General features: G+C 26.5%; 22 protein-coding genes. 18 read left to right on the top strand and 4 right to left on the bottom strand.

Annotated elements, in window-relative coordinates; all coding sequences use genetic code 11:
• Position 1: 1 nt before the first annotated feature.
• Positions 2–1141, top strand: a complete 1140-nt coding sequence (locus tag X274_RS01760) for a family 1 glycosylhydrolase (protein ID WP_047265086.1) — start codon at positions 2–4, stop codon at positions 1139–1141.
• A 50-nt stretch (positions 1142–1191) separates the two neighbouring features.
• Here X274_RS01760 and X274_RS01755 read toward each other — a convergent pair whose 3' ends face one another.
• The gene (locus X274_RS01755) at positions 1192–1701 is read right to left on the bottom strand and encodes a ferritin (protein WP_047265085.1); all 510 of its coding nucleotides are present in this window, start codon (positions 1699–1701) and stop codon (positions 1192–1194) included.
• Between the two features lie 378 nt (positions 1702–2079).
• On the opposite strand from X274_RS01755, the gene X274_RS01750 reads away from it, so the two are divergent.
• The 14 genes from X274_RS01750 (at position 2080) to X274_RS01685 (ending at position 16809) form a co-directional block, all read left to right on the top strand.
• On the top strand, positions 2080–2856 hold the full coding sequence (locus tag X274_RS01750; protein ID WP_047265084.1) for a transporter substrate-binding domain-containing protein: 777 nt from the start codon (positions 2080–2082) through the stop codon (positions 2854–2856).
• Entirely contained in the window at positions 2840–3598 is a 759-nt protein-coding gene (locus X274_RS01745) for an amino acid ABC transporter permease (RefSeq protein ID WP_047265083.1), read from the top strand. Before X274_RS01750 ends, X274_RS01745 begins: the two co-directional genes overlap by 17 nt.
• Positions 3595–4290 carry an amino acid ABC transporter ATP-binding protein gene (locus X274_RS01740; RefSeq protein WP_047265082.1) on the top strand — a complete coding sequence of 232 codons (696 nt, stop codon included), beginning with the start codon at positions 3595–3597 and terminating at the stop codon, positions 4288–4290. The genes X274_RS01745 and X274_RS01740 overlap by 4 nt, the downstream gene beginning before the upstream one ends.
• Before the next feature lie 218 nt (positions 4291–4508).
• Complete coding sequence (locus tag X274_RS01735; RefSeq protein WP_047265081.1) at positions 4509–5285, top strand: transporter substrate-binding domain-containing protein; 777 nt, start codon at positions 4509–4511, stop codon at positions 5283–5285.
• Positions 5286–5701: 416 nt separating this feature from the next.
• Entirely contained in the window at positions 5702–6823 is a 1122-nt protein-coding gene (locus X274_RS01730; RefSeq protein WP_047265080.1) for a citrate synthase/methylcitrate synthase, read from the top strand.
• Complete coding sequence (locus X274_RS01725) at positions 6823–8073, top strand: 3-isopropylmalate dehydratase large subunit (RefSeq protein ID WP_047265079.1); 1251 nt, start codon at positions 6823–6825, stop codon at positions 8071–8073. Before X274_RS01730 ends, X274_RS01725 begins: the two co-directional genes overlap by 1 nt.
• On the top strand, positions 8070–8570 hold the full coding sequence (locus tag X274_RS01720) for a 3-isopropylmalate dehydratase small subunit (RefSeq protein WP_047265078.1): 501 nt from the start codon (positions 8070–8072) through the stop codon (positions 8568–8570). The genes X274_RS01725 and X274_RS01720 overlap by 4 nt, the downstream gene beginning before the upstream one ends.
• 4 nt (positions 8571–8574) lie before the next feature.
• A complete protein-coding gene (gene proC, locus X274_RS01715; RefSeq protein WP_047265077.1) occupies positions 8575–9354 on the top strand; it encodes a pyrroline-5-carboxylate reductase in 780 nt (259 codons plus the stop codon).
• Positions 9355–9363: 9 nt separating this feature from the next.
• Positions 9364–10608, top strand: coding sequence for a glutamate-5-semialdehyde dehydrogenase (locus tag X274_RS01710; protein WP_047265076.1), 1245 nt, complete (start codon positions 9364–9366; stop codon positions 10606–10608).
• Position 10609: 1 nt separating this feature from the next.
• Entirely contained in the window at positions 10610–11671 is a 1062-nt protein-coding gene (gene proB, locus X274_RS01705) for a glutamate 5-kinase (protein ID WP_047265075.1), read from the top strand.
• 34 nt (positions 11672–11705) lie between these two features.
• Positions 11706–12821, top strand: coding sequence for an NADP-dependent isocitrate dehydrogenase (locus tag X274_RS01700; RefSeq protein WP_047265074.1), 1116 nt, complete (start codon positions 11706–11708; stop codon positions 12819–12821).
• Between the two features lie 110 nt (positions 12822–12931).
• Positions 12932–13792: a DMT family transporter gene (locus tag X274_RS01695; RefSeq protein WP_231580365.1), complete on the top strand. Its 861-nt coding sequence runs from the start codon at positions 12932–12934 to the stop codon at positions 13790–13792.
• 17 nt (positions 13793–13809) lie between these two features.
• The gene (locus X274_RS01690; protein ID WP_047265073.1) at positions 13810–15006 is read left to right on the top strand and encodes an L-cysteine desulfidase family protein; all 1197 of its coding nucleotides are present in this window, start codon (positions 13810–13812) and stop codon (positions 15004–15006) included.
• A gap of 135 nt (positions 15007–15141) precedes the next feature.
• A complete protein-coding gene (locus X274_RS01685; protein WP_047265072.1) occupies positions 15142–16809 on the top strand; it encodes a UvrD-helicase domain-containing protein in 1668 nt (555 codons plus the stop codon).
• A gap of 104 nt (positions 16810–16913) precedes the next feature.
• Here X274_RS01685 and X274_RS11400 read toward each other — a convergent pair whose 3' ends face one another.
• Positions 16914–17711: a diguanylate cyclase domain-containing protein gene (locus X274_RS11400; RefSeq protein WP_052913122.1), complete on the bottom strand. Its 798-nt coding sequence runs from the start codon at positions 17709–17711 to the stop codon at positions 16914–16916.
• A 245-nt stretch (positions 17712–17956) separates the two neighbouring features.
• Between X274_RS11400 and X274_RS01675 the strand changes: the two genes are divergently transcribed.
• The 3 genes from X274_RS01675 (at position 17957) to X274_RS01665 (ending at position 22379) form a co-directional block, all read left to right on the top strand.
• Positions 17957–19669 carry a M3 family oligoendopeptidase gene (locus X274_RS01675; protein WP_047265071.1) on the top strand — a complete coding sequence of 571 codons (1713 nt, stop codon included), beginning with the start codon at positions 17957–17959 and terminating at the stop codon, positions 19667–19669.
• 152 nt (positions 19670–19821) lie between these two features.
• Complete coding sequence (locus tag X274_RS01670; protein WP_047265070.1) at positions 19822–21222, top strand: amidase family protein; 1401 nt, start codon at positions 19822–19824, stop codon at positions 21220–21222.
• Between the two features lie 173 nt (positions 21223–21395).
• Positions 21396–22379, top strand: coding sequence for an Rpn family recombination-promoting nuclease/putative transposase (locus X274_RS01665; RefSeq protein WP_047265069.1), 984 nt, complete (start codon positions 21396–21398; stop codon positions 22377–22379).
• A 234-nt stretch (positions 22380–22613) separates the two neighbouring features.
• Here the strand turns inward: X274_RS01665 and X274_RS01660 are convergent, their stop codons facing one another.
• Both X274_RS01660 and X274_RS01655 read right to left on the bottom strand, forming a co-directional pair.
• Entirely contained in the window at positions 22614–24155 is a 1542-nt protein-coding gene (locus tag X274_RS01660; RefSeq protein WP_047265068.1) for an ATP-binding protein, read from the bottom strand.
• A 127-nt stretch (positions 24156–24282) separates the two neighbouring features.
• Positions 24283–24599: AAA family ATPase (locus tag X274_RS01655; protein ID WP_047265067.1), on the bottom strand; the 317-nt coding region annotated here is incomplete at its 5' end.

Here is a 24599-nt window from a genome sequence, read left to right as displayed (position 1 = left end):
AGTGGAAAGCAATATTACTTTTCCTAAAGGATTTTTATGGGGGAATACAATTTCTTCATATCAGATTGAAAAAATGAATGATAAAACTAATTGGGATTTATGGCAAAAGAAAGGCCATATAAGAGATGGAACTAGCTTATCTATTTTAAACAATATGAATATGAATTTATTTAATGAAATAATAGAGGTTTCAAAAGTTTCCGGATATAACTCTCTGTCTTTTTCTTTTGAATGGGCAAAAATATATCCTGAAATGAATTTTATTAATTATAAAAAGCTTGAAAGTTATAAAAATTTTATTATAAAATTGAAAAAAAATAAAATTGAACCTATCGTTATTTTAAATTATTACACATTACCAATATGGTTTGAAGAAAAAGGTGGATTTAGTAAAGAAAAAAACTTTAAATTTTTTATTGAATATGTTGAAACTATATTAAACTATATAGGGGATATAGTCGATTACTATATAACTTTTTTTGAACCTGATAAATATATAAAAAAGACATTTGAAGAAAAAAGTTTTCCGCAATCAAAAAATAATGACACAGAAAAAAAAGATGCAATTATAAAAAATTTTTATGATTTACATAAAGATATATATTTTTTAATAAAGAAAAACAATAAATATTCTAAAATTTCTTTTACAAAAAATATTACCTATGATGAGTTTGATTTTAGGAAAAATAATTTATCGAAATACTTAGATTTTATATCTATTAGCTATGATGGAAATAGAGTTTATGACACCTCTAAACCAGTTCAAAAAGATGATATTGGAAAGAATATAAATCCAGATGTAATTTTAGAATATTTATTGAAAATAAAATCATTGGATAAACCTATTCTAATATTATCAACAGGGATTGCTGATGAAAATGATATATACAGAGCGACTTTTTTAATTAAAGTATTAACTAATGTATATAAAGCATTGAAAAAGAATGTAAAAGTTTTTGGATTTCATCATAAGACAATTTTTGATTTATTTGAATGGGAATATGGATTTTCTGCTAAATATGGATTATATGAACTTGATTATGAAAATTCTAAAATTCATATAAGATCAAGTGGAAAAATATATTCTAATATTATCAATAATAATGGAATCCCGTCTTATTTGGAAAAATATACTCAATAAAAATATTATTAAAAATAATAAAAGCAGGCTGAAGCCTGCTTTTATTATTTTTAATTTTCACTTGGAATTTGGAAAGTTCTTGAAGATAATTCTCTATCTAACATAAATAATGCATTAGGATTATCTTTTATCAACTCTAACTTAGCTATTATTTCTTCACCATTTGCTTCTTCTTCAACCTGTTCGTCTATATACCATTGTAAAAAGTTAAATGTGGCTCTATCATGCTCTTTTTCAGCTAAATCCACAAGGTCATTGATGCATTTAGTAATATGTTTTTCATGCTCTAAAGTTTCTTTAAAAACATCAAGGGTTGAATTCCATTCGCGTTTTGGCTTTTTTATCTCAAAAAGTTCTACGCTTCCACCTCTTTCCAGTAAATATCTATACATTTTCATAGCATGAAAAGTTTCTTCTTGGTATTGAACATTCATCCAGTTAGCAAACCCTTTTAAACCTTTCCTTTCAAAATATGCGGCCATAGATAAATATAAATAAGCGGAGAACAGTTCTTCATTTATTTGCTTATTTAAAGCTTCTTCCATATTTTTTGATATCATAAAATCCCCTCCTTGTAATTTTTGTTATATTATAATTATACCATTTTTATATTTAGAAAGCAAGATTATATTTAAGTTAATAGAGTATTAATAATACAAACTCAGTTGACATGAAAAGTATTTTATGATATAATCATAAAAAATTTAGATTGTGAAAAAATGGGAGGAAATAGTATGAAAAATTTATATACAATAATTAATAGCAATTCAAATATAATATTAAGACATCATTCAAGGTGTGGCCTCGCGCTGACACCTTGAGTTGTCGTATTTGCTCAAGGAAAATCAGAGGCCACACCATCTAAGGTGTGGCTTTTTTTTATATAATTTTTTTTATATAAAATTTAATCAAATACTTTTTTAGAGGAGGGAGATATTATGAAAAAGTTAGTTGTATTATTATTCGTTATTGTGATGATTATGATTGTTTTTGGAGGGAAAATTGAAGAAATACAAAAACGAGGTGTTTTATTAGTTGGTCAGGATCCAGCATATGCTCCGTTTTATGGAGTTAATACAAAAGGTGAAAGAATTGGATATGAAGTGGAATTGGCAAAAATGATGGCAGAAGTATTAGGAGTAAAAGTTAAATTTGTTATTACAAATTGGGATGGAATAATACCAGCATTATTGGCTGACAAATTTGATTTTATATTGGCCGGGATGACAATAACCCCAGAAAGAGCTTTGAAAGTAAACTTTACAATTCCATATTATGAAACTGGACAGATAATATTTTATAATAGTGAGAAATATCCAGATGGAATAACAAAAGAAGATTTAGAAAAAATGGAGAAAAAAGCTAAAATAGCAGTTCAATTAGGTACTACAGGAGAATTTACAGCTAAAAAATTATTCCCTAAAGCACAGATTTTGACTTTTGAAACAGTTGATGCTGCAGCTTATCAGATAATTACCAAAAAAGCAGATGTATTGATTTTTGATGAATTATATTATGGTTCTATTTCAAAAAAATATCCTGCAATAAAAACAACTGAAAATTTATTAAATAAAGAAAACCTTGGGATAGCTATAAAGAAAGAAAATATAGATTTGTTATTATGGTTAAATACATTTATTGAATGTAAAAAAACAGATGGAACATTGGAACAATTAAAACAAAAATGGATGGTTGATTATGATTGGAGTGAATAGATTGAAAAAAAAATATATACAAAAAATAATAGCATATATTGTATTAATATTCATACTATCAAGTTTTTATATTGAAATGTCAAAAAATTATCCTTTTAATTGGCAACGTGTGCCTTTTAAATATATGAATTTATATATAGATGGTTTTTTCATGACATTAAAAATATCTTTGTTATCAATATTATTTGCGCTGATTATTGGTATTATATTTGGAGTAATGAAAACATCTAAATATCAAATTTTAAAAGAATTTGCCAATACATATACCACAGTTTTTAGAAATATACCATTATTAGTAATAATTTTGATTATATATTATGGTGTAGGATCTATGATTGAGATTAATGCTATGATTGGTGCAATTGTATCACTTTCTCTTTTTGAAGGTGCATACATATCAGAAATAATAAGAGGAGGAATAGAAGCTGTAGATAAAGGCCAGATTGAAGCAGCAAAAACGATAGGACTAAACACATTTTATATTTATGTTGATATACTTTTACCTCAGGCATTTAGAACAACATTACCAGCTTTAACAGGACAATTTATCAGTCTTGTAAAAGATAGCTCACTTGCTTCTGTAATAGCATTACAGGAATTGACAATGGTTGGACGCCAAATTGCAACATCATCATTTGCATCTTTTGAATCTTATATAACCGTAGCAATATTCTATTTTACAATAACAGCACTATTACAAGTTTTAGGAAAATATTTTGAAAGGAGGTATGCAATATTATGATTGAAATAAAAAATTTGAAAAAAAATTTTGGAGAATTACAGGTTTTAAAAGGTGTAGATATGAAAGTTACAAAAGGAGAAGTGTTGGTGATAATGGGACCCTCCGGGTCTGGTAAATCAACGTTATTGAGATGTATTGCTGGATTAGAAGAATACCATGAAGGAATAATAATATTAGAAGAAAAAAATATTTTTGATTATACAAGGAAAAACTTAGTTCAAAAAATTGGATTTGTGTTTCAACAACATAATCTTTTTCCACATTTAAAAATAATAGATAATATAGCTTTAGGATTAATAAGAACAAAAAAAATGCAAAAAGAAGAAGCTTATGAAAAAGCTATTAAAGTTTTAGAAAAAGTACATTTAAAAGATAAAGTATATAATTTTCCTGGGCAATTATCTGGAGGGCAACAACAAAGAGCTGGAATAGCCAGAGCTTTAGCTATGGAACCAGAAATAATTTTATTTGATGAACCAACTTCATCTCTTGATCCTGGCTTAGTTTATGAAGTAAAAGAAACGATGGTTGAACTTGCTAATTCGGGAACTACTATGATTGTTGTAACTCATGAGGTTGATTTTGCAAAAAAAGCAGGAGATAGAATTGTTTTTATGAAAGATGGAAAAATATTAGAAAACATGGATCCAGATACTTTTTTTAAAACAGAATTAAAATATGAAATAGCTTAATAGAGAGGAGGTTTATTTATGGAAAAAAGTATTTTTATAAAGAAATTTAATTATAACGGAAATTTGCATCATCATCATCATTATTATCATCATCATGTGAGGTGTGGCCAATATTTACACCTTTTAGAGTTGTATTGAATTTAGGAAATTCTGGCTACATTAATTAAATGTGGTCTTTTTTATTATTTAATCAAAAAAATAATTAGGAGGTTGATATTATGAAAAAAAGAATATTTTTATTTTTGGCAATTTTGATGACATTAGTAGTATTTGGTGGAAAAATTGAAGAGATACAAAAACGAGGCGTTTTATTGATAGGTCAGGATCCAGCATATGCACCATTTTATGGTATTAATACAAAAGGAGAAAGAATAGGACACGACATAGCATTTGCGAATATTATAGCTGACTTTCTCGGTGTAAACGTAAAATTTATCATAACAAATTGGGATGGAATAATTCCGGCATTGATGACTGATAAGTTTGATATAATATTAGCCGCGATGACAATAACACCGGAAAGGGCGTTGAAAGTTAATTTTACAATTCCTTATTATCAAACTGGGCAGGCATTAATGTATAATTCAAAGAAATATCCAGAAGGTCTTACTATTGAGAGTCTGAAAGAAATGGGGAAAAAAGCAAAAATAGCGGTACAGTTAGGTTCAACAGGTGAAATAGCTGCCAGAAAAAATTTTCCACAAGCACAAATTTTAACTTTTGAGACAGTTGATGCAGCAGCATATCAAATAATTATAAAAAAAGCGGATGCCATAGTGTTTGATGATTTGTATTTTGGAACATTGGTTAAAAAATACCCATCTATTGTCATGATTAAAGATTTATTAACAAAAGAAAATCTGGGAATAGCTGTTAAAAAAAGTGATCTTGATTTACTTTTATGGTTAAATACGGTAATAGAAACATTAAAAACAGATGGGACATTGGAAGAATTAAAGCAGAAGTGGATATATAATTATGATTGGAGTAAATAGTTAAAAAATAATTAAATTTTATTTACTATAATATAATTGTAAAAAAAGACTTGACTTTTAATAATAAATATGTTAAAATCAATTAAAGGTTATCTGTGCCGTTAAAAGCCGATAGGAGGAAATTATAATGTTTGTAATTAATTATTCTGCTTTAAATTTAATAAATACATTAAATAATCAACCCGAACCTAAGGTGTGGCCTTTGCGGCACCTTAAGCTCGGTGTATGATTTTTTTAACTTAAGGTAATCAAAGGCCACACTTTCTTAGAAGTGTGGCCTTTTTTTATTCTTTTTTCTAATATCAAAAGATAAAAACAAATAGAATTATAATCTATTTTAATAAAGAAAATTAAACAATTAAAGACATCGTTTTTTACAATAATATAAAATTTTTCAATATTGAGGAGGTGAAAAAATGGATGTTAATTTTGATGTAAAACATGGATTGGAAGGGGTAGCTGTAGCGATAAGCTCTATCTCATATATTGATGGAGAAAAGGGGAAACTTGTTTATAGAGGGTTTGAAATTGAGGATTTGGTTGAAAATTCTAATTTCGAAGAAACATCTTATTTAATATGGTTTGGATCTCTTCCAAATGAAAATGAACTTGATTTTATAAAATCAATGTTATCTAAAAAAAGAGAGTTACCTAAAAAAATTGTAAAAATGATGAAAGAATTACCAAAAAATGCACATCCTATGGATGTGTTGAGGAGTGCGGTGTCTTTATTAGGTATATATTCTGAAAAAACAAATTCATCCTTAGAAAATGCAATAAATTTAACAGCGAAAATACCTACAATCATAGCGTATTGGTATAGGATAAAAAACGAGATGAAATTAATTCGGCCAAGAGAAGATTTGAACCATTCTGAAAATTTTTTGTATATGATGTTTGGTGAAGTTTCAGAAAAATCTGATATTTTTGATAAAGCATTAATTTTACACGCAGAACAGGGTATGAATGCTTCTACCTTTGCATCAACAGTAACAGCATCGACTCTATCAGATTTGTATTCTATTATAACAACAGCAATAGGGGCATTAAAAGGACCTTTACATGGAGGTGCAAATGAAAGAGTTTTAAAAATGTTTGAGGAAATAAAAAGTATTGACAATGTTGAGAATTATATTGATTCTTTAATTTTAAAAGGCGAAAAAATTATGGGTTTTGGTCATAGAATATATAAAACATATGACCCACGCGCAAGAATATTGAAAAATTGGATAAAAAATTTGTTTATAAATGAAAGAATTGAATATTTTGAAATAGCTTTAAAGGTTGAAGAATATGTAATAAAAAAATTTAAAAATAAAAAAATATTTCCAAATGTAGATTTTTATTCAGGCATTCTCTATAATTATTTTAGAATTCCTTCGGAATTTTTTACAACTATGTTTGCCATGGCAAGAATAGTTGGCTGGACCGCTCATGCAATGGAATATAAAAAAAATAATAGAATATTTAGACCCCGGTCAATTTATAAAGGACCAAAAGGGTTAAAGTATAGAGAAGTGAAAGGAGTTGAAAATTAATGGGTAAAACAATAGTTGAAAAAATCTTAAGCCAACATGCCGGAAAAGATGTTTTTCCGGGAGAAATAATTGTTTCGAATGTAGATCTGGCGTTTGTACAGGATGGGACAGGTCCATTAACTGTTGATCAGTTTAATTATTTGAATTTTAAAGATGTAGAAAGTAAATCTCTGGTTTTTATAGATCATGCTTCACCAAGTCCAAGAAAAGAACTCTCCAATACTCATAGTAAATTAAGAAATTTCTGTAAAAAAACTTCTGCGAATATATATGATATAGGAGAAGGGATTTCGCACCAAATAGTAGCTGAAAAATATGCTAAACCAGGTGATGTAATTGTAGGAGCTGATTCACATACATGTACTGCAGGAGCTTTGGGAGCTTTTGCTACAGGTATGGGATCTACGGATATAGCTCTGGCATATGGTTTAGGAAAAGTATGGTTAAAAGTCCCAGGAACATTTAAAATAATTTTAAAGGGTAAACTGCCTTTTGGAGTTTATGCGAAAGATATAATTTTATTTTTAATTGGAATGATAGGCGCTGATGGAGCAACTTATAAGGCATTAGAATTTAGTGGAGATGGTATAAAAAATCTTTCCATGGAATCAAGACTTACAATATCAAATATGGCAGTGGAAGCTGGAGCCAAGGTGGGGATATTTCCAACTGATGAAAAAACTAAGGAGTATTTAAAAATAAATAGTAGGGAAAAGGATTATAAAGAAATAAGAGCAGATGATGATGCAAATTATGAAAAAATTATAGAAATTGATTTATCTAATATAGAACCGCAAGTAGCATTTCCACATACCGTTGATAATACGAGAAATATAACAGAAGCAGTAGGAGTAAAAATAGATCAAGTATACATAGGAACATGTACAAATGGTAGAATAGAAGATTTAAGAGTAGCAGCATCCATATTGAAAGGAAGAAAAAAAGCATCAGATATAAGGTTAATAATAGCTCCTGCTTCAAAAGAAGTTTATTTGCAAGCATTGAAGGAAGGCTTGATTAATATATTTTTAGAAGCTGATGCGACAGTATTACCTCCAGGTTGTGGTCCGTGTGTAGGAGTACATGCAGGAGTTCCTGCTGATGGGGAAAAGGTATTATCAACTCAAAATAGAAATTTTCATGGAAGAGCAGGAAATCCAAATTCAGAAATTTATCTTTCTTCTCCAGCAGTTGCTGCTGCAAGTGCGATTACTGGATATATTACAGATCCAAGGGAGGTTTTAAAATGAAATTAAAAGGTAAAGTTTGGAAATTTGGAGATAATATATCAACAGATCATATAGCTCCAGGTAGATATTTTCATTTAAGATCAAATCTTAATGAATTTTCAAAACATGTTTTAGAAGATGCTCGAAAAGATTTTGCTGATAAAGTAAATAAAGGGGATATTATTGTTGGAGGTAAAAACTTTGGGTTAGGTTCTTCAAGAGAACATGCGCCAAGGATTATTAAATTATCAGGGGTATCATGTATAATTGCGGAATCTTTTGCCAGAATTTTTTATAGAAATTCTATAAATATCGGGTTACCTGTTATAGAATTAAAAGAAGCAAATGAGATTAATGAAGGTGATATCCTCGAAATAGATACAGAAAAAGGCATAATAAAAAATATTACTCAAAAAAAAGAATATACATTTATACCATTTCCGGAATTTATGAATAAAATAATTAAAATAGGGGGTATTGATGAATACGTAAAGAAATATGGGGATTATGGAGTGTGATATTATGAATGTTGGAATTATTGGTGTTGGAAATATAGGAAGTATGATTTTAGAAGCATTATATAATAAGGAATATGAATTTAATATAATAAATAGAACAAGATCAAAATTAAAAAAGTATGAAAAGCTTGAGAATGTAAATATTTGTAAATCAATAGAAGAGGTATATGAGAAATCAAAGTTTATATTTGTTGCTGTAAAGCCACAACATATTGATAAAGTGTTTAAAGAATTATCTGAACTTGAGGAAAAAGAAAATTATATTATAAGTACAGCGGCAGGAAAAGAATTAGAAGAAGTTATAGAAAAAACTCATAAAAATAATGTAATAAGAATTATGCCGACTATAATTTCTAAAATTGGCAAAGGAGTTACAGCTGTCGCTTTCAATGAAACTATTGATAAAAATATAAAAAAGGATATTATAGATTTAATGAAACCACTTGGAAAAGTAATAGAATTAGAAGAAGAAAAATTTGATGCGTTTACTATTTTAAATAGTAGTGGTCCGGCATTTGTTTCTTTTATACTTGAAAGTTTTATAGAAGGGGCTATAAATATTGGCTTACATGCGGAGACAGCTAAAGAAATAGTTTTAAAAACATTTGAAGGATCTATAAAATTTTTGGAAAAAGAAAACATTGAATTAGCAGAATTAAAATATAAAGTTTCTTCGCCAGGTGGTGTAACAATAAAAGGATTATATGAATTAGAGCAAAAAGGTGTTAAAGGTGCAATTATGAAGTCTATATACGAATCATATTTGAAAAGCAAAAGTTTGTGAGGTGATAATATGAGTGAATTAATAAGTAAAGCAAAAAAAATAAAAAAAGCAACTGACATATTAAAAACACTAACTACAAAAGAAAAAAATCATGCAATATTGAAAATTTCAGAAGAAATAGAAAAAAACAGTGAATTCATATTAAAAGAAAATAAAAAGGATGTAAAACTTGCTGAAGAAAAAGGTTTAAAAAAAGCATTAATTGATAGATTGGAATTAAACGAAAAAAGAATAAATGGGATGATTGAAGCATGTAAAACAGTTGTTAACTTAAAAGATCCTGTTGGAGAAATTTATGATTCATTTTTAAGGGAAGATGGTCTAAGAATAAGCAAGGTTAGAGTACCAATAGGTGTTGTTGGAATAATTTATGAATCAAGACCAAATGTTACACTGGAAGCTACAATATTGGCATTAAAGTCAGGTAACACAGTATTATTAAGGGGTGGATCAGATGCAATAAATTCGAATAAAGCTATAGTAAAAGCAATAAAAGAGGGACTAAAAAAATCCAATCTCCCGGAGTCAGCTATAGAAATAATAGAAAATACAGATAGAAGACTTGTCGATGAAATGCTTAAATTAAATGAATATATAGATTTAATCATTCCGCGTGGTGGAAAAGGTTTAATTGATTTTGTTGTAAAAAACTCCACAGTTCCTGTTTTAGAAACTGGTGTTGGAATATGTCATATATATGTAGATGAATCTGCCAATATAGAGAGATCCATAAAAATCATTGATAATGCCAAAACACAAAGACCTGGGACATGTAATACTGTTGAAACGGTATTGATACATAAAAATATTTCTAAAAAAATATTACCAGAGTTAAAAAATGTTTTAGAAAGAAAAAGCGTTGAAATTAGGGGTTGCGAAAAAACTGTTGATATTATAAATGTTAAAAATGCAACAGAAGAAGATTGGGCTACAGAATATCTTGATTTAATATTGTCAATAAAAATAGTAGAAAATTTTAATGAAGCAATTGAACATATAAAAAAATATTCCACAGGACATTCAGAATCAATATTGACAGAAAATTACTTTAATGCTATGAAATTTGTAGAGCAAATAGATTCTGCAGCTGTTTATGTAAACGCCTCTACGCGGTTTACAGATGGAGGAGAATTTGGAATGGGAGCAGAAATGGGGATAAGCACTCAAAAAATGCATGCAAGAGGGCCTGTTGGTTTAAAAGAGTTAACTACTTATAAATATATAATATTTGGAAATTATAATGTGAGGGAATAATATGGACAAAATTGTTATAAAAATAGGTAGTAATTTACTTATAAAAGATAATCAGATAAATAAAAATTTTATTATAAAGTTAAGTTCAATTATTTCAAATCTTGTAGATAGTGGAAAAAAAGTTGTAATTGTTTCCTCTGGTGCCAATGCAGCAGGACTAAAATATCTTAATTTCCATCCATTAAAAGGATTATCACAAAAACAGGCTTTATGCGCAATTGGACAAGTACAATTAATGAAGATATATGAACAGGCATTTGATTTTTATGATAAAAAGGTTGCCCAAATTTTACTTACCAGAGATGATTTTTCCAATAGACAAAGATTTTTAAATCTTAAAAATACACTTATAGGTTTGAACCAGTTAAAAATAATTCCTATTATAAATGAAAATGACACAATATCAATAGAAGAAATAAAATTTGGAGATAATGATTTACTTTCAGCCTACTTTGCAATTGGGTGGGGAGCAGATGGTTTAATAATTTTAACTTCAGTTGATGGAATATATGATGAAACAGGTTTTATTATAAAAGAGTATGAAGAAAACAAAAAAATAATGAATTTGAAAAAGACTACTTTAGGAACAGGTGGAATAGATTCAAAGATTTTTGCAGGGAAAATGGCATCAGCATCTGGTATCAAAGCGTGTATTTGTAATGGAAATAATCTGAAAAATATTAATGAATTTATAGAAAATAAAAATCCAGGAACAATTTTTTTACCTGATAAAAAAATGAAAAATAAAAAAGCATGGATAGCTTATTTAAGCGATAGTAAGGGTAAGATTTATATTAATGAGGGTGCTAATAAAGCAATATTAAAAAGAAAAAGTTTATTGCCAATAGGAATAAATAAAATAGAAGGAGAATTTATAAAAGGCGATGCAGTAGATGTATATTATAATTCAAAATTAATAGCAAAAGGATTAACCAATTATTCTAAAGATGAAACTGAAATTATAAAAGGGAAAAAAAGTGAAGAAATCTTAAAAAATTTCGATTATAAAGAATTTATACATGCAGATAATCTTGTTCTAATCAATCATTTTTTGGATAAATAATAAAATTTTTTATTATATATAGGGAGTTGAGAAAATGGAAAATAAAATTATTTTATATATAAAAGGAGATGGAATAGGTCCTTACGTAATGGATGCTGCTATGAAAGTATGGAATGCAGCTGTAAATCGTATATACAAAGATAAAAAAAGAATAATCTGGAAGGAAATATATGCTGGAAAAAAAGCATTTGAAAAATATGGGGATATTCTACCACTTGAAACTTTAAAACTTTTAAAAAAATATAAAATTGGTATAAAAGGTCCATTAGAAACACCAGTTGGTAGTGGATATAGAAGCTTAAATGTGGCATTAAGACAAAAGTTGGATTTATATGCATGTATAAGACCTGTAAAATATATAAAAGGAATAGATGCTCCTGTAAAAAATCCGGAAAAGGTTGATATTATAATATTTAGAGAAAATACAGAAGATGTATATGCAGGAATAGAATGGAAAGAAAATTCTGAAGAATCAAATAAAATAATAAATTTTTTAAAAAGTAATTTTAATATATCTCTGAATAAAACAGCAATAGGTATTAAACCTATTAGTGAATTTAAGACGAAAAGATTAATGAAAAAAGCAATAGAATATGCTATAAAATATAATAGAAAAAAGATAACCATAGTGCATAAAGGGAATATAATGAAATATACAGAAGGAGCTTTTAGAAACTGGTGTTATGAAGTTTCAAAAGATTATAGTTTAGAATTAGAAAAACATCAAATAGAGATAAACGACATTATAGCAGATAATATGTTTCAACAATTATTATTAAATCCAGAAAATTTTGATATATTAATAACTCCAAATTTAAATGGAGATTATTTATCAGATGCAGCAGCAGCTCAGGTGGGAGGGATAGGAATTGTTCCAGGATCTAATATAGGAGATGATATAGCTTTATTTGAACCGACACATGGTACTGCTCCAGGAATAAAGAATCCTGAAATGGCAAACCCCACATCTCTGATATTATCTGGCGCTATGATGTTCGAATATATAAATTTTACACAGGTGGCAGAATTAATAAGAAAATCTCTTGAAAAAACAATATTAGAAGGATTTGGAACACCTGATATTGTAAAAGACGATAAAAAAGTTCTTTCAGCGAATAAATTTGCAGAAAAAATAATAGAATATTTTTGATTAAAGTTAAAGAGGGGGATTATCCCACCTCTTTTTTTCTTGAAATATAAATAAAAAAAATATATAATATTAGTATAATAATACAAGAGGTGATTTTTCTGCATTATTTAATGGCAATACTATCGGCTTTTTCCTCATCAGTAACATCTGTTCTTGGTAAATATTCATTTAATATAGGAGCAAGTGTATCTCAAATATTATTTTTGAGATTCTTTTTTTCTTTTTTAATAGCAGGAATGATATTTGTATTAGCAGGATATAAATTTCATTTCAAAAAATTTATCTATTTTTCAATGTTGGGCATAATGAATTACGGAATAGCAGCATATGCCTTTTTTGTAGGTCTTCAATATTTGAATCCAGCTTATGCGACAGTAATATATTTTACAAATCCAATTTTTGTATCATTACTACAAACAAAAATTACAAAAAGAAAACTCAATATTGTAAATATTTCTGCAGTCGCAATTTCCTTTGTTGGAGTTTTGATTTCCAATTTGGGCGAAAGAGCTTTTTCTGGAAATAATAGCATAGTATTTGGCACATTAATAATATTATTCAGTTCATTTGTAAATGCATTGTTTGTTGTGGCTGCAAGTGATAAATTAAAAGAAAAAAATACAAATCCTTTTGAAAGTGCATTTTATACTTTTTCTGGAACATTTATTTATTATTTTGTATTAGTATTATTAAATAATGAAATATATACATTAAATAGTAAATTTATGTTATCTGGTTTTATATTAGCAGTATTAGCAACATTTGTTCCACTAACTTTAAATTATTTATCATTAAAAAAATTACAATCACATACTCTATCTTTAATAATGCCTTTAGAACTAATATTTGCGTCAGTATTATCAGCGATGTTTTTAAATGAAGCATTTAATGTATTAAAAATAATAGGTTTTTTAATGGTTGGATTAGCTCCAATTATTGATATATCAAATATTGAATCACAAAATTACTAAGTGTAGGGGGGATATTAATGTTAAAAAAAATAATTTTTGATCAAGTTAAACCTGCATATGGTTGTACAGAACCAATAGCAGTTGCATTAGCAGTTGCAACGGCAAAAAAATATTTAAAAGGAAAATTAAAAAAAATAAAAATATTATTGGATAAAAATACTTATAAAAATGGTTTAGAAGTAAATATTCCAGGGACACCTTTTATAGGATTAGAAATAGCAGCAGCACTTGCTTATACATGTGGCGAAGCTGAATTGGGATTGGAAGTTTTGAAGAATGTAGAACAAAAATGTATTGATAATTCACATAAAATATTGAGCAAGATAAAAATTGATGTAAATAAAGATTATAATGGTTTAAAGGTTAATTGTATAATAGAAAGTGAAAACATAGTTCAAGTAATAATTGAAGGAAAACATGATAATATAGTCCATATTGAAGAAAATGGAACACCTATATTAGATAAACCATTTGAACAAAGTGGAGCATTATTGGAAAAAATAAAAGATTTTAACTTTGATAAGTTAATAGAATATGTAGAAATTGCAGATAATGAAGTAATTGATTTAATTGAAAAAGCTATAGATATGAATACAGCAATTGCAGAAAAAGGGTTAAAGACACAAAATAATTTTGGACATGTGTTGGATTATGAACCTGTGAATATAGTACAAGCGGCAGTCGATGCGAGGATGAGTGGAGAATTAATGCCTGTAATGACTGTTGCTGGAAGTGGAAATCAGGGATTATCCAGCACACTACCTATAATAAAAATAGGTGAAAAATATGATGATGAAAAAATGAAAAAGGCTTTATTACTCAGTATGTTAATTACTATATATATAAAATCTTATACAGGGGTGTTAACACCTATTTGTGGTGCAGGATCTGTTGCATCAGCTGGAGTTGCTGGTGGGATAGTTTATTTAAAAGGTGGAACAAAAACGCAAATAAAAAATGCAGTAAACAACGTTTTATCGACGCTGTTTGGATTAACATGTGATGGCGCAAAAAGAGGATGTGCCTTGAAAGCGGGAACAGGCACTTTCGTAGCTCTCCAAAGTGCAAAATTGGCATTGGAAAATATGAATATTCCCTGTGGTAATGGAATAGCTGCTGGAAATGTTGAAGAAACAATAAAAAGAATAGGAAAATTAACATTATCAATAAAAAATTTTGATGAGGATGTGTTAGAGTTTATTGGCAAATGTTAAAGAATGGAGTGAAGTATTATAAAATATACAAAAATCTGTATTTCGTGTGAAGAAATTGTTGAAAGTGATGTAAAAATTTGTCCGTATTGTGATTCATTTTTTTTGTTCAAAAAATGTCCGAAATGTAATAAGATAATGAAAGATGATATAAAAAAATGTTCAAATTGCGGATGGGATTTTTATAAAAATAACAAAAAAGACAATATATACAGTGAATATTTAAAAATTATAAATAACACAGATTTTAAAAACACAAATTATGAAAATAAAAAGAATTATAAATTAACAGAAGAACAGATAAATATAATAAAAAAGGCGAAAGTAAATAATTTAATAATAAATGCTTTTGCAGGGACAGGAAAATCAACCACATTATTAAACATTGCCTATAATTTAAGCAATAAGAAATTTCTATATCTTGCTTTTAATAGATCAATAAAAAATGAGATTGAATATAAAATAAAAAAAGCTGGTATAAAAAATATTAAAGTTTTAACAACACATGGTTTTGCGTATTATTTTGTAAAAAAAGATTTGAAAATTAAAAAAATTGGAAAAGAATTAAATACATCTGAAATATCTTCTATACTCGGAATTGATATATATATTGCAGATTTACTTCGAATAGCATTTAATGATTTTTGTAATAGTGATATAAAAGAAATTTCCAATAATACTATTGAAAAAATTATAGAAAACAATCCAAGACTTAGAATCATAAACGAACATAAAAAATATTTAAAAGATAAAATTGAAAAAATATGGTATATGTATATTAATGGCGAGCTTGAAATGACGCATAATGTATATTTAAAATATTTTCAGTTAAATATTGAAAAATATTTGGAAAAAATAAATTTTGATTATGTGCTTCTTGATGAAGCACAAGATACAAATGAAGTTGTTTTAGATATTTTTAAAAAATTAAAAGGAAAAAAAATAATAGTTGGTGATCCACATCAACAAATATATACATTCAGAGGATCAACCAATGCAATGTATAAAATTAGAAATGATCTAAATTCAGAAATTCTATACTTAACCCAAAGCTTTAGATTTAATAATAATATTGCTGAGAAAGCAAATATAATACTAAAAAAATTCAAAGGTGAAGAAAATGAGATAATTTCTTTCAATTATTTAAACGATACAAATATAAAAAATATAGCTTTTGTAACAAGAACAAATGCCACTCTTATTAAGCTCATAGATAAATTCAAAAATCATGAAATAAAACTTATTCGGTCTCCTAAAGAAATATTTTATCTCTCTTTGAATGTATATTATTATATAAAATACTTAAGAAATCAAACTTATAAAGAAAAAATAACAGAAAAATGGTTTTTAAAATTCAAATCATTAAATGATTTAAGAGAATATGCAGAAGATTTTGAAGATTATGAATTAATTTCAGCAATAAACATAGCAGAAGAATATAATGAAGAAATATTTTCACTTTTAGACATAGCAGAAAATAAATCAAAAAATAGTAAAAGTAAAATTTTTCTTACCACGGCGCATACAAGTAAAGGATTAGAATGGGATAAAGTTATTGTTTGTCATGATTTTCCAGATATAATAGATTTATTAAAAAAAGAAAAATATAAGACAATTGAAGAATTTAAAACTAATTATAAAGAATATATTGAAAAAATAATAGTTGGAGAAAATATAAAATTTAAACATCAATACATTATTGATGAAATCAATCTTTTTTATGTTGCAATAACCAGAGCGAAAAAAGATGTTATTATCAAATCTAACAATAAAATTTTCCAAATAAAATCAAAAGAAAAATTATAATTAAAAAATATTTTGAAATTACTATCAATATAATTAATAATTGGTATGGAAATTCCATACCAATTATATTTATTCTATTACATGGTTTGCATTATACTAAAGAACTATATTAATTTAAAAGTGTTTCTGCCTTCTTTTTTTGCATTAATCATAGCTTTATACGCATCATCATAAGTATCTTTATTTAATAAAACATATTCAGTGATTCCTATACTCGCAGTTACCTGAATATTTTTATTTTCATAAACAAATGTTTTTTTAATATTTTCTAAAATTTTTTTAGAAATATCTTTTGCATTTTTTTCATCGGTATTTTTCAATACAATCACGAATTCATCTCCGCCTAATCTCTCAATGTTTTCAGCTTTTTTATTTTCATACTCAATGTTTCCATTATTTAAAACTTCTTTTATTCTTTTAGGTATCTGTAATAGAACTAAATCACCAAATTTTCTTCCGTATGTTTTATTAATATCCGCAAATTTATCAATATCAATAAGCAATAAATAGTTTCTATTTTCCATAATAATATCCCCTCCATTTAAAGTTATAGGTTTAAATAACGGTACATTTATTCTTTTCTTTCTAACTTCACTAGGACATAATCCGAATTCTTTTTTGAATGCTCTTGAATATGATTCATAGGTATTATATTGATATTTGATAGCAATTTCTAAAATATTCATATTAGAATTAAACAAATCATATACAGACTTTGAAAGCCTTCTTTTTCTGATATATTCTTTAATGCTCATACCAACAATTAAATTAAACAATTTATATAGGTAAGATAATGAAAAATTCGAATATTCAGCAATATCTTCTAAAGAAAAATCATTTGATATATTTTCTTCTATAAATTCTAATGCGGAATTAATACTTTTTAATATATAATTTTCCATAATCCCCCTCCTTTGTGGCACCACAATAAAATTATATAATAAATAAAATAAAAATACATGATTTTTTTTCTACAAATTTACGCTTAGATTTTTTAGGTATAAAAAATCTAAAGGAAAAGGAGAGCGATAGCTCAAAAATTTTTTATAAAATCAAAAATATTTAAACAAAAAAAAAATAATATAAATTTTTATAAAAGTATGATATAATTAGTATAACTAACAAAATGAAAAAAGGAGGAAAAAAGATGATAATTACAAATGAAAAAATTGAAAAGAAACCAAGAAAATTTTATAACAAAGAAATTAATTTGAACAGTTGGGACGATGTGAAAAATGAATTAGAAAGTTTATTAGATGAAAAAATAAATTCAGTTAATGATTTACTAAAATTTTTAGAAAAGTGGTCTGAATTTGACGCTATACTCTCTGAAGAAATGGCATGGAGATATATTAGAATGACATGTGATACAAAAGAAGAAAATTCAAAAGCATTTAATGAGTTTTATGCTAATATAATATCTCCTGCAAGTGAATATGATTTCTTATTAAAAAAGAAATTTTATGAATCACCCTATAGAAATGAATTAAAAGACGAGAGCTATATACATATGAATAAATTAATATCTAGAGACATTGAAATTTTTAGAAAAGAAAATTTACCATTAAAAGTAAAAGAACAGAAATTATCTTCTAAATATGGCGAAATAATATCTAAAATAACTGTAAAATTTGATGGTGAAGAAAAAACTTTATCTCAAATGGGAATATATTTAAAAAATCCCGATAGGAAAATTAGAGAAAATGCTTGGAATTTAGTAAATAATGCAATATTAGAACATCATGAAGAATTAGAAAACCTCTTTGATGAATTAAAGAATATTAGAATTCAAATAGCAAAAAATGCTGGATATGAAAATTTTAGAGATTATATGCATGATGCAAAAAGAAGGTTTGATTTTACACCTAAAGATTTATTTGAATTTCATAACTCTGTTGAAAAAACTGTTGTTCCAGCATTAACAAAATTAAATGAAGAAAGAAGAAAAAAATTAAATGTGGAAACTTTAAGACCATGGGATACTGAAGTTGATGTTGACGGAAAAATATTAAAACCGTTTAAAACAGAAGAAGAGTTTGTAGAAAAAGCTATAAAAGTTTTAAAAAGAGTAGATATTGATTTTGCAAAGAATCTAGAGAAAATGAAAAATTCTGGTTTTTTAGATTTAATTAATAGAAAAGGCAAAGCACCAGGAGGCTATAATTATCCTTTAAGTGAAACAGGAGCAGCATTTATATTTATGAATGCTGTAGGAATACATGGAAATGTAAAAACTCTACTGCATGAATCTGGACACGCACAACATACCTTTTATTCTAAAGATATACCTATTTCCATATTAAAAGATTTCCCAAGTGAAGTTGCAGAATTAGCTTCAATGTCTATGGAGTTACTAACTTTAGAGTATTTAGATGAATATTATAATAATCCTGAAGATTTAAAAAAAGCAAAAAGAGAACAATTAGAAGGAACATTGAAAATATTACCCTGGGTAATGATCGTTGATGCATTTCAACATTGGATATACACAAATCCTAATCATACAATAGAAGAAAGAGATAATTATTTTGGTGAATTAATGGATAGATTTAATCCTGGAATTGATTGGTCAGGATTGGATAAAGAAAAAAGGATTAGATGGTTAAGGCAATTGCATATTTTTGAAGTGCCATTTTATTATATTGAATATGCTATGTCACAATTAGGAGCTATAGCAGTTTATAAGAATTATAAAGAAAATGGGAAAAAAGCTATAGCACAATATAAAAACTTTTTAAATTCTGGTTTTAAATATCCGGTTAAAAAGTTATATGAAATAGCTGGTATAAAATTTGATTTCTCTGAAAAGTATATTTCCGAATTAGTAGAATTTATTATGAATGAAATTGAATCATTATAAATTATAAGGGCGGTAAATACCGCCCAGTTTTAAATGGGGGTAAATATGAAAAAAACTGAACTAATATTTGGATTTAGCAGTTTTTATGTTTTGGGTTATTCATTAATAGTAACAAGTACCTTAAAATAAAAAGTATTTTTGGGGGGATACCTATGGAATTGATGAATTTAACGATTGAAAAAGTTAACAAATTATTCGATGAAAAAAAATTAAGTAGTGTAGAATTGGTAGAGTTTTATCTTGAAAGAATTGCAAAATATAATAATATGTTAAATGCAATATTAGAAATTAATCCTGATGCTATATTTATCGCTCGAAAATTAGATTTGGAAAGAAAAAAAGGAAAAATAAGAAGTAAATTACATGGAATTCCTATAATTATTAAAGGAAATATTGACACAAATGATAAAATGCAAACAACTGCTGGAGTTAAAGCATTAGAAGGAAACTTTGCAAAAGAAGATGCATATTTAGTAAAATTATTAAGAAAAGCGGGAGCCGTTATTTTGGGAAAAGCCAATCTTACTGAATTTGCCAATTTTGTTTCTTTTAAGATGAAAAACGGTTACTCAACATTAGGAGGACAAACTAAAAATCCATATGGTAATTTTGATACTGGAGGATCAAGTTCTGGCTCTGCAGTAGCTGTAGCAGCAGATTTATGTTTAGCAGCTATAGGAACTGAAACATCTGGCTCTATTTTATCGCCAAGCAGTTCAAATTCATGCGTTGGTCTAAAACCAACTACAGGTTCAATTAGCAGAAGTGGTATTATACCAATTTCATATACACAAGATACTGCTGGACCAATAACCAGAACAGTTAAAGATGCTTATGAAATATTTAAAATATTGAGTAGATATGATAAAAAAGATGCTGCTACTTATATAGTAAAAGATTATAATCCAAAATATAATGAAATAAAAGATTATAAGGGGATGATTTTTGGTTATTCTGAAAATCATATAAAATGGTTAGAGGATGAAAAAAAAGATGCGTTTTTTAAAGCGTTGAAAAAAGTTGAGAAATTGGGCGGGAAAATAATTAAAGTAAAATTTGAGAAATTGGACAAAATAAGTAACATCAATGTACTTTATTATGAATTTAAACATGGAATAAATAATTATTTAAAAGATAAAGATTTAGAAGTAAAAACACTGAATGATATTATAAAATATAATTATAAAAATCCAAAAGCAATAAAGTATGGACAAAATATTTTAATTAGATCAGATGGGACAAATATAAATGATAAAGAATACTTAAAAAGCTTATTAAATGATAGAAAATATTCGAGAAAATTAGGGATTGACAAAGTAATGGATGAATATAATCTAACAGCTCTGCTTTTTCCTGCCAATTATGGTGCAGGTATTTCTGCAAAAGCAGGATACCCATCAATTACTGTTCCAACAACATATATAAATGGAGAACCTTTCGGCTTGACTTTTACAGCAAAATCATTAGAAGAAGAAAAATTATTTTCATTAGCCCAATGTTATGAACAATTTTATAATGTAAGAAAATTGCCAAAAATCGAAAAAATTTTATAAATAAAAATATTTTAAATCGTCTGTATTTTTTACAGACGATTTTTTTGATATATTCTATTAAAATCTTACAAATAAGGGGATATAATATCAGAAAATTTAAATGCTAATTTGTATATTATTTAATCCAGTTATGATATAATAAAAAAGAAATAAAATATCAGAAGGTGAAAAATATGGGACTATATGATCAACTATTCAAAGAAATATTTCAAGACAAAGATATGATTATTGAATTTATCAATTTGTTTCTACCATCATTAAAAAAATTTAATATCACTCCTGATAAAATTACCATTGAAAAAACTAAATTTACCGATTTAAACTATGGAGATAAAGAATCTGATATTTTATTTAAAATTAATTATGATAATAATGATTTATATCTTTTTCTATTACTTGAACATCAATCATCAATAGATTATTTAATGCAATTCAGGATATTAGAATATATGGTTAGAATATGGAGAAATTATATAAACAGACATAAATCGAAAAACAAAGGATTTAAATTACCACCAATAATACCAGTTGTATTCTATAATGGTAAAAGGAAATGGACAGCAGAAATTTGGTATATGGAAAAGATACAAAACTGGCAATTATTTGATATATATACGCCAAGATTTAAATATGAATTAATAGATTTATCTCAAATAGATAGAAAAAGGTTAATAGATATAAAAAATGCATTAGGATTATTATTGAGCATAGATAAAACAGATAAAAAAAATATAAAAGAAGCGTTTCAAGAGATAGAAAAAGCATTTAAAGGCTTACCAAAAAATGAAAAGAAAAAATTCACCGAATATTTGAACAAATTCTTAATAGTATTGAGTCAAAAGAATAAAATTGAAAATATAGAGATAAACATTGAAAGTGGAGAGGAGGAATTTCGAATGTTTGAAAACTTTGTAAAAGCAATAGATGAATCGTTAAAGGAAAGCTTTGAAAAAGGAATTGAAAAAGGAATTGAGAAAGGAAAATTCGAAGGCGAAAAAACAATCGCAAAAAGTCTTTTATTCAAAAAATTTGGAGATAATATTGTTCCATACTTAAATAACCTTGATTACTTGGATATAAAAACAATTGAAGATTTAACTAACAATATCTTTGATATTACACTTAATGAGGTCATAAAAATCCTTAAAAGTCACTAAATCGTAATTGACACAACTCACTGTTATGAACAATCTTATAATGTAAAAAAATTGCCAAAAATAATAACATCTTATAATGAATTTAAAGAAAAATATAAAATTTAGGGGGTGTGGTGACACTTTTGTTTTTAATAAAAAGTTAACAATTGCTATTTAGAGCTATATTTCAGCATTATCTCTTTTTCTGAAAAAAATAACTGTCAAACTCAGGAAAAACTCCAGCAAAAGCTGGAGTTATATTTTTTCAATAATATAATCTTCAATATTTCTTTTTTCTGAATTGATGTTTATTCCTATTATATATATTTCTTTTCCAATGTATTTTTCATAATATTTCTTTTCTTTTATCTGGTTTATCGCATCAATTGCACTTTTATCCACTTTTATTTCAAAAAGATATATCCTTTCATCAAAATCTATTACAAGATCGCTTCGTCCTAAATTTGTTAATTCTTCTGCTTTTACATCTATTCCTGCTGATGCTATTATTGTAAATATTAATGAATGATAATACTTTTCTTCTTTTTTGTGTAAGTTATACGGTATTGCACTTATTATTTTTTTTATTTCTTCTATTAATCCTTTTATGTCATTTTTTTCTATTTTTTCATATATTTCATATACCCTTTCATATGCTTCTTCTTTTGGTTTGTAATTTGATTCTAATATTAATTTTGAAAAACTGTTCTTTACTTCGAGATTTGGATAATCTAATATGTATTTTTCTGTTAATCCATATCTTTTTATTCCTTTAAATGTTAGATATCCTGCTTGTGTAAAGAATATATTTGCATTTGCATCTTCTATTTCCCTTGTTGTAAAATCATCGCTACTTACTGTGTTTTTTACTAAATCCTCATAGGTTACTTTTTTGTCTTCTATATATTTTGATAGAAATGATGGTGAGCCGCTTTCAAACCAGTAATTTCTGAATTTTTTTTCTTCAAAAAACTTTAATATGGAGAATGGATTATATACAAATTGTTCTCCATCAAAGGAAAAACCATTGTAATATTTTTTCATTTCTTTTAATAATTGATGTTCTGTTATTCCTATTTCTTTTGCTGTTTCTTTTATATAATCTTCAAAATAATATTCAAGTTCTTCCTGTGTATAACCCAACATTGTTGCATATTTTTTATTTAACGATATATCATTTAAATTATTAAGTGCTGAAAATACACCTGTTTTTGTGAATTTTGTAATACCTGTTATAAATACAAATTTTATGTATTCATCTTTTGTTTTTACTTTTTTATAGAATTCTCTTAAAAATGCTCTAAATTCTTCTGCCTTTTCTTTATTATTTATATGTTCTAATATTGGTGATTCATATTCGTCTATGAGTATTACTGTTTTTTCTTTGTATTTTTTACTTAATTCTGTTATTAAATGTCCAAATTTTGTTGGTAAATTATTTTTTATTGGTGAAATATCATATTCTCTATATAATTCTTCAATTCTTTCATTAAGTGAATCTATAAATTCATCATATGTTGTTAGTGTATTATCTGACATATCGAGTTTTATTACAGGATATTCCTTGAATTCCCATTTGTCATATATACATGTATCTTTAAATAATTCTTTTTCTCCTTTGAATAAATAATACAATGTTGATACTGTTAAGCTTTTACCAAACCTCCTTGGTCTTGAGAGAAAATAAAATTTTCCACTATCTATTAAATTAAATATATATTTTGTTTTATCTACATATATATAATTTTCTTCTATTATTTCTTTATAATCCTGTACTCCTATTGGTAATTTTTTCATTTTCATCATCTCCACATTTGTTTTTTCTTAGTATTATTATAGCATAAATGTATCCTACAAAAAACTGTTTTTATATATTCTCACGAGAATAGAAAAAATATTGAAACAATCAACTGAGTCTTTTACCTCATTTGATTAATTCCAGTAACCTTTCTTCATTTTCCTTTGTTGTTTTTTTGAGTATTTCCTCTGTTTTTTTGTCTGCCACTACTTTTCCTTTTTTTAACACTATTATCCTGTCTGTCTTTTCTATTTCACTTACGTCATGACTGGCTAAGATTATCGTTTCCCCTTTTTGCGATAATTCTTCCATTATTTCGTATATTTTTATCTTTGTTTCTATATCTACACCATTTGTTGGTTCATCCAGTAAATATATTTCCGCTTCTTTTATTAATGCCCTTGCTAAATTCAATCGCCTTTTCATTCCTGTTGATGCTTCCA

This window comes from Marinitoga sp. 1155 (assembly GCF_001021175.1).
GTDB lineage: Bacteria > Thermotogota > Thermotogae > Petrotogales > Petrotogaceae > Marinitoga.
This window is presented reverse-complemented; position numbering and strand designations above follow the sequence as displayed.

Coding starts and splice junctions, on each gene's coding strand:
- X274_RS01665 (WP_047265069.1), top strand. CDS start 21,396: ATGGGACTATATGATCAACTATTCAAAGAAATATTTCAAGACAAAGAT.
- X274_RS01755 (WP_047265085.1), bottom strand. CDS start 1,701: ATGATATCAAAAAATATGGAAGAAGCTTTAAATAAGCAAATAAATGAA.
- X274_RS01735 (WP_047265081.1), top strand. CDS start 4,509: ATGAAAAAAAGAATATTTTTATTTTTGGCAATTTTGATGACATTAGTA.
- X274_RS01710 (WP_047265076.1), top strand. CDS start 9,364: ATGAGTGAATTAATAAGTAAAGCAAAAAAAATAAAAAAAGCAACTGAC.
- X274_RS01730 (WP_047265080.1), top strand. CDS start 5,702: ATGGATGTTAATTTTGATGTAAAACATGGATTGGAAGGGGTAGCTGTA.
- X274_RS01700 (WP_047265074.1), top strand. CDS start 11,706: ATGGAAAATAAAATTATTTTATATATAAAAGGAGATGGAATAGGTCCT.
- X274_RS01720 (WP_047265078.1), top strand. CDS start 8,070: ATGAAATTAAAAGGTAAAGTTTGGAAATTTGGAGATAATATATCAACA.
- X274_RS01660 (WP_047265068.1), bottom strand. CDS start 24,155: ATGAAAAAATTACCAATAGGAGTACAGGATTATAAAGAAATAATAGAA.
- X274_RS01745 (WP_047265083.1), top strand. CDS start 2,840: ATGATTGGAGTGAATAGATTGAAAAAAAAATATATACAAAAAATAATA.
- X274_RS01725 (WP_047265079.1), top strand. CDS start 6,823: ATGGGTAAAACAATAGTTGAAAAAATCTTAAGCCAACATGCCGGAAAA.
- proC (WP_047265077.1), top strand. CDS start 8,575: ATGAATGTTGGAATTATTGGTGTTGGAAATATAGGAAGTATGATTTTA.
- X274_RS01685 (WP_047265072.1), top strand. CDS start 15,142: ATGAAAGATGATATAAAAAAATGTTCAAATTGCGGATGGGATTTTTAT.
- proB (WP_047265075.1), top strand. CDS start 10,610: ATGGACAAAATTGTTATAAAAATAGGTAGTAATTTACTTATAAAAGAT.
- X274_RS01695 (WP_231580365.1), top strand. CDS start 12,932: ATGGCAATACTATCGGCTTTTTCCTCATCAGTAACATCTGTTCTTGGT.
- X274_RS01740 (WP_047265082.1), top strand. CDS start 3,595: ATGATTGAAATAAAAAATTTGAAAAAAAATTTTGGAGAATTACAGGTT.
- X274_RS01675 (WP_047265071.1), top strand. CDS start 17,957: ATGATAATTACAAATGAAAAAATTGAAAAGAAACCAAGAAAATTTTAT.
- X274_RS11400 (WP_052913122.1), bottom strand. CDS start 17,711: ATGGAAAATTATATATTAAAAAGTATTAATTCCGCATTAGAATTTATA.
- X274_RS01690 (WP_047265073.1), top strand. CDS start 13,810: ATGTTAAAAAAAATAATTTTTGATCAAGTTAAACCTGCATATGGTTGT.
- X274_RS01670 (WP_047265070.1), top strand. CDS start 19,822: ATGGAATTGATGAATTTAACGATTGAAAAAGTTAACAAATTATTCGAT.
- X274_RS01750 (WP_047265084.1), top strand. CDS start 2,080: ATGAAAAAGTTAGTTGTATTATTATTCGTTATTGTGATGATTATGATT.